Genomic DNA, 6,479 nt, shown 5'->3' with positions numbered 1-6,479 from the left:
TGGGAAGGCCAGGTACCGCCGGTGCACACCACCCCCCACCCTGTCCCCACTTCGCGCGCGTCCATCGAAACGGCCACGGACGGCGCCGAGTTGACGCCCCGCATCCGGCCCGCCTCCTTCGCCCAGCGGCGACTGTGGTTCCTGGCCCAACTGCCGGGTGCGGACGCCGCGTACAACGAGACGATCGCCTACTCCCTGACCGGTCCGCTCGACGTCGGCCTGCTGTCCCGCGCCTTCGACGTGGTGACCGACCGTCATGAGTCGCTGCGCACACGGCTGGTGGCCACCGAGGGGGAAGTGCACCAGCACATCGACCCACCGGGCGCGAGATTCGCCCTGACCTTCGAGGACCTCACCGAAGCCCCCGAATCCGAAGCCTCCGCACCATTCGTAGCCCCGCCACCATCCGACGCCCCGGCCTTATCCGAAGTCCCTGCCCCCGACCTCGACGCCCGCGTCACCGCCCGCCAACTCGAAGAGGAACAGCGGCCGTTCGATCTCGAAGCCGGCCCGCTCGGCCGCGGCCGGCTCCTCGTCACCGGCCCCGAGTGCCACGTCCTGCTCCTGACGTTCCATCACAGCATCTACGACGGCGTCTCGATGAACGTCATGATGGACGAACTCGGCCAACTCTACGAAGCGTTCGCGGCCGGCGACCCGAATCCCCTGCCGCCGCTCGCGGTGCAGTTCGCCGACCACACCCAGTCCCGGGAACAAGCCGTCCTCGACGGCGCGCTCGCCGCCCAGGAGGAGTACTGGCGGCGCGCGCTGCACGAGGCGCCGCCCGTCCTGGAACTTCCCGCCGACCGGCCACGCCCGACGGAACAGCAATACGAGGGCGGTCGGGCCGAGTTCAGCCTCGACGCCGACGTCACCGCCGGGCTCCGTGCCCTGGCAAGGCAGCACGGCGCCACCCCCTTCGTGGCCGTACTGGCCGGCTGGGCGATTCTCCTGTCGCGGCTTTCCGGGCAGGAGGACATCGTTGTCGGCAGCCCGTTCGCGAATCGGCGCGGCACGGGCGCGGCCGGTCTCATCGGCTTCCTCGTCAACTCCCTCCCGTTGCGCATCGATCTGTCCGGCTCCCTCACCGTGTCCGAGGCCCTCGCCCGCACCCGTGCCGTCGTACGCGAGGCGCTCGCCCACCAGGACCTGCCCTTCGAGCGCATCGTCGAGCTGGTCAACCCGCCGCGCAGCGCCTCCCGCACCCCGCTGTTCCAGACCATGCTGGCCTGGGTGCCCGAACGGCGGGACCTGCTGCATCTGCCCGGAGTCGAAGCCGAGCCGCTGCCGATCGCCCACGCCCCGGCCAAGTTCGACCTCGCCGTCTCGGCCACCGAGTCCGACGGCCGTATCACCGGGTACCTCGACTACGCGACGGCCCTGATCGACCACACCACCGCCGAGCGCTGGGCCGGTCATCTGCGGCACCTGCTCACCGACATGGCCCGCCACCCCGAACGGGACGTGCGCGCGCTGGAGTTGATGGCGCCTCAGGAACGTCGGCGCGAGATACTCGACGGCGATGCCGCGCAGTCGGAGCTCTCCGGGTCCGTTCCGCACACGGCGTCCGGACTCGTCGAACTCTTCGAGACCCACGTCCGTGAACGCCCCGCACAGACCGCCGTCGTCGACCGGGACGGCTCGCTGGACTACGCGGCCCTCGACCGCCGCGCCAACCATCTCGCGCACGCCCTCGTCGCCCGCTCCGTCCGCCCCGGCGACGTCGTGGGCCTCCACGCGAAGCGGTCCCGTGACCTGGCCGTCGGCATCCTGGGCATCCTCAAGGCGGGCGCCGCCTATCTCCCGCTCGACCCGGGCCAGCCCGCCGAACGCCTCGCGCACATGGTCGAGGACGCGGCCTGCCCCCTCGTGCTGAGCGACCACAACAGCGCGGAACGCCCCCTGGAATGGCTCGACTTGCGGACCGTAGAAGCCGAGGGAGAGGCCGAGGGAGAGGCTGGAGGAGGAGTCGAAGGGGCGACCCGGCAGGGACCGCCCGCGGGCATCGTCCACACAGCGGACCGACTCGCCTACGTGATCTTCACCTCCGGGTCCACGGGGCGACCCAAGGGTGTCGCGGTGGAGCACCGCGGCGTCCTCAACCTCTTCGCCACCTGGCACACCCGCATGGGCACCGCCCCCGGCGAGGTCGGCTCGGCCTGGTCCAGCATCGGCTTCGACGCCTCGATCCACGAACTGCTGCTGCCCCTCACCACCGGCGGCGAACTGCACATCGTCCCCGAGGAGTTGCGCGGCGACCCCGAGGCCCTGCTGGCATGGATGCGCGAACACGCCGTGGCCCAGGCCTTCTTGCCGCCCGCCTACGTCAAGTGGATCGACGAGGACCCCGCCGTACGACTGCACGGGCTCCAACTCCGCACACTGCTCACGGGAGTTGAGTCCCTCACCGAAGCCGCGCTGCACCGTATGACACAGCACCTCCCTGGCCTGCGGATCTGCTTCGGCTACGGCCCCACCGAAGCGACCCTCTACAGCACCGCGTACTACGACCCCCGCCCACTGGAGCGCCCCTGCCCCATCGGCCGCCCGCTGCCCGGCACCCGTATGTACATCCTCGACGGCCGCATGGAACCCGTCCCGCCCGGCGTGGTGGGGGAGGTGTACCTCGGCGGAGCGTCGCTGGCCCGCGGCTATCTGGGCCGCCCCGACCTCACCAAGGAACGCTTCCTGCCCGACCCGTTCGTGCCCGGCGAGCGGATCTACCGCACCGGAGACCTCGCCCGGCGTCTGCCCGACGGCCAGGCCCACTACCTGGGCCGCGCCGACGACCAGGTCAAACTCCGCGGCTTCCGGATCGAACCCGCCGAGGTCGAGGCCGCGCTCATGACCCTGCCCGGCGTCCGCGAGGCCGCCGTCCTCGTCGACCACGACGCGACCGGCCAGCCCCGCCTGCTCGCCGGTATCGGCCGCGGCACCGCACCGGCCCGCACCACCCACGACTGGCGCACCGCCCTCGCCCGCCGACTGCCCGACTACATGATCCCGGCCGTCTTCCTCGACCTCGACGCCCTGCCGCTCAACCGCAGCGGCAAACTCGACCGGCCCCAACTGCTGCGCCTGGCCCAGGAGTCGACCTCCGACCAGGTCAACACGGCCAGCCCGCGCGACCACATCGAACACGGCCTTTACCGGATCTGGCAGCGCATCCTGCTCCACCCCGACATCGGCGTCAGCGACAACTTCTTTGAAATCGGCGGCACTTCGCTCTCCGCCATCAAGATGGCCCACGCCGTCACCGAGAAGTTCGGCCGCCGCCTGCCGGTCGGCGAGGTGATGACCCGCCCCACCATCGAGACACTCGCCGCGCTGCTCCGCGAGGACGGCACCGCCCGCGCACCCGGCAGCCTCATCGAGTTCCGCCCCGGCACCGGCCCGCGCGTCGTCTGCGTCCACCCCGCCGGCGGCACCGCCTTCTGCTACCTCCCCTTGGCCGCACTCCTCCCCGAGACCGTTGGCCTGTACGGCATCCAGTCCCCGGGAGTGAACCCCGACGAGGACCTCCTCCCGAGCGTCGAGGCCATGGCCGAGGAATACCTCCGACTGATCGAGCCCGACCCCGAGACACCCCTGGTCCTGACCGGCCTGTCCTACGGCGGCCTCGTCGCCCACGAGATGGGACGCCTCCTTTCCAGTGCCGGACACCGGGCCGTCAGCGTCGTCCTCCTCGACACCCAGGCCACCGACGACGCCTCCGCACGCGCGGAGATCGGCGCCGTCGACGCGGCCGAGTTCCGCGACAAACTCGTGAGGTTCAACGGGATGTACCCCGGCATCGACGACGCCCAGGTCGACCGCTACTTCCACCTCTACAACCACAACCGGCTCACCGCCCGCGAACACCTTCCGGCCACCTCCCCGGCGCGCATCGTCCTCGCTCAGGCCGTGCCGGACGCCGACGACACCCCCTTCCACGCCGAGGTCCGTGCCTTCTGGCGGCGCCGCGCCGAGGGCGACTACCACGTCGAGACGATGGAGTGCGACCACTGGGAGATCCTGGAGGGCGCCGGAGCGGCCCAGGTCGGCACCCTGCTCAGCGCCGAACTGGCCCACCACGGCGCCCAGTTGGCCCCGCCGGCACGGGAGGCGTGATGGACCTCCGATCCAGCCACAGAGACACCAGCAGCGACACCCACAGCGACACCCGCAGAGACATCCACAGCGACACCCCGACCCCTTCGAGATCCACCTCCCTCGCCGAGGCCGTGCTGAGCCAGGCCCGCCGCACCCCCTCCGCCGTCGCCATCGAGGACGGCGACCGGTTCCTCGACTACGCGGAACTCGAACAGGCCAGCGGTCGAGTGGCAACGCTCCTGCACACGGCCGGAGTTCGCCCCGGCCACGCGGTCGCCGTGCGCCTGCCCCGCTCCTGGCGACTGGTCTGCGTCATGCTCGGCATCCGCCGCGCCGGAGCCACCGTCGTCCCCCTCGACCGGCTCAGCCCGCCCGACCGGCAGCGGCACATCCTCGACGACTCGGGCGCCGTCGCCGTAATCCACGACAGCGGGCACGCACCCCAACTACCGCAGCGCGTCGTCGCGTTGGACGCCCAGTTGCTCCTGACCGGTGACGGGTCCGACCTGCCCGCCGTGTCACCGGGGCACCCCAGAGACACGGCCACGGGCTTCGTCTTCTACACCTCCGGCAGCACAGGTCGCCCCAAGGGCGTCGAGGTCACCGACGACGGAGTGCTGCGCCTGGCCCGGCCCGGCTACCTCGACCTACGGCCCGGCGCCCGCTTCGCCTCCCTGGCCAACCCTGCCTTCGACGCGCTCAGTTTCGAGGTGTGGGTCCCCCTCCTGACCGGCGGCGTCTGCGTCGTACTCGATGACGCGGACGTGCACAGCGCGCCGCGATTCGCCAGGGTGCTCAGCGAGCGGCGCGTCGACACGCTGTTCATCACGACGGCCTTGTTCAACGCGGTGGTCGAGCAGGTGCCCGGCTGCTTCGCCACCGTCGGACGGATACTCGTCGGCGGCGAACAGCTCAACGCACGGATCGTGCGCCGCTGGTATGAGACCAACGCCGCTTCCCGCACCGTCCTGCACAACGTGTACGGGCCGACGGAGGCGACGACCTTCGCCCTCTGCCACCCCATCCCACGCGACTTCGCCGGCGACACCATCCCGATCGGCACCCCGCTCCCCGGCACCGGCGTACTGCTCCGCACCGAGGACGACCGCACCGCCGAACCGGGCGAGGTCGCCGAACTCCTGCTCTGCGGACCGGCGTTGGCCATCGGCTACCGCAAGCTCCCGGAGCAGACCGGCCGCAGTTTCGTAGGACTGCCGAACGAGGCGGACGGACAACGGCGTTGGTACCGCACCGGCGACCTCGTACGCCAGGACGCCGAAGGCCGGATCACCTACGTCGGCCGGGCCGACCGCCAGGTCAAGGTGCGCGGTTTCCGCATCGAACCGGGCGAGGTGGAGCGGCAGATCCTGGCCCAACCGGCCGTCCGTCAGGCCTACATCTGCACCCGCCGCGACGAAGCCGAGCGCAGCGAACTGCTCGCCTTCCTCGTGCTCGGCGACGAACTCACCTACGACGCCTACGACCGTCACCTCGCCACCGCCCTGCCCTCGTACATGCGCCCCCACCACACCTACCTCGTCGCCGAGTTGCCGCGGAACGCCAACGGCAAGATCGACCAGGCCGCCCTGCTGCGCGGCGCTCTCAGCCCGTGGCGTGGTTCGCCGGAGGACGACGCACCCGTCAGCGTCGAGCAGCGGCGGGTGCTGGAGATCGCCGAGGACATCCTCGCCGTCAACGGCCTGCGTCCCGGCGACCGTTGGGCCGCGAGCGGCGGCGACTCGCTGAAGGCGCTGCGTTTCCGCTTCGAGATCCTCAGCCGTTTCGCCGTCGACCTGCCGCACGACCTCGTCCTACGGGCCGACTTCGCAGCCCTCGCCGACGCAGTGCACGCCCCGGAGACGGCGGCGGGAGAACACCCACCCGCACCCGCCCCCTCCGGCGAACCGACCGCACCGGCCACCAGCGAACAGGAACGCCTCTGGCTCCTGCACCAACGCGAGCCCGAAAACCGTTCCTACGACGTGCCGTTGGCCTTCCGTGTCCAGGGTCGCGTCGACACAGCGGTCCTGCACCGAGCGGTGCGCGCGTTGGTGGAACGGCACGTGGCCCTGCGCACCCGCCTGGTCCCGACGCCCGACGGACTGCTCCAGCGGACCGACGCTCCGTACGACCCGTGGCACGTGCTCGACGCCCGCCCGGGGGAGGAGTGGCAGGACACCGCCGACCGATTCTTCGACCACCGCTTCGACCTCGGCGACGCGCGGATGCTGCGGGCCGCCTGGGTGACACAGGCCGACGGCGGTCTGCTCCTGCTGCACCTGCACCACGTCGCCGTCGACGGCTGGTCCCTCGACCTCCTCCTCAACGACCTCACCGACACCTGCACCGCCGACGTCGCCCAGCCGTCATCGGTCCCCGCATCCCTG

General features: G+C 71.3%; 2 protein-coding genes. Both read left to right on the top strand.

Features of this window, described 5'->3' with window-relative positions:
- Positions 1-21: 21 nt before the first annotated feature.
- On the top strand, positions 22-4,110 hold the full coding sequence (locus SPR02S_RS57975) for a non-ribosomal peptide synthetase (RefSeq protein ID WP_078623215.1): 4,089 nt from the start codon (positions 22-24) through the stop codon (positions 4,108-4,110).
- The coding region (locus SPR02S_RS57970) for an amino acid adenylation domain-containing protein (RefSeq protein ID WP_158697992.1) at positions 4,110-6,479 on the top strand (2,370 nt) is incomplete at its 3' end. The genes SPR02S_RS57975 and SPR02S_RS57970, both read left to right, overlap by 1 nt.

Origin of the sequence: Streptomyces prunicolor NBRC 13075, from assembly GCF_000367365.1 — a bacterium.
Taxonomy (GTDB): domain Bacteria; phylum Actinomycetota; class Actinomycetes; order Streptomycetales; family Streptomycetaceae; genus Streptomyces; species Streptomyces prunicolor.
The sequence above is the reverse complement of the archived record's forward strand: the minus strand, read 5'-3'. Positions and strand labels throughout refer to the sequence as shown.